This is a genomic window from Pseudomonas viridiflava, from assembly GCF_900602065.1.
Taxonomy (GTDB): domain Bacteria; phylum Pseudomonadota; class Gammaproteobacteria; order Pseudomonadales; family Pseudomonadaceae; genus Aquipseudomonas.
This window is the reverse complement of sequence record NZ_UWFN01000325.1, coordinates 1-287: the sequence shown is the minus strand read 5'-3', so window position 1 is coordinate 287 and position 287 is coordinate 1. Positions and strand designations below refer to the sequence as shown.

The 287-nt window shown below is 46.3% G+C and carries 1 protein-coding gene; it reads right to left on the bottom strand.

The genetic code is table 11. From position 1 onward, the window contains the following. On the bottom strand, positions 1-143 hold a 143-nt coding region (locus tag EE949_RS24390), incomplete at its 3' end, for a LuxR C-terminal-related transcriptional regulator (protein WP_241152868.1). Between the last annotated feature and the right edge of the window lie 144 nt (positions 144-287).

The following is a 287-nucleotide window of genomic DNA, read 5'->3' as shown; positions in this document are numbered from 1 at the left end:
CCTGTAATGATCGTCGGCAGCGTCAGATGTGTATAAGAGAAATCGGTATAGCCGCTGATGCAGAGCTGCTGTGCAATTTCCTTGTTGGTACATCCTTGAAGCAAAAGCGCCAGGACTTCCTGTTCTCGAAGAGTCGCCCACATGGTATTCCCTCTTGTTGTCACTATGCCCACGGATGAACGTGTAAGATGCTTCCTACAACTGCCATCCACGACCTCAAGAGCAAATCGGCTTTGATGCCGTTTTGTTTAGCGTTATTTTTTATATTGGAAATTACAGGAAAGCTC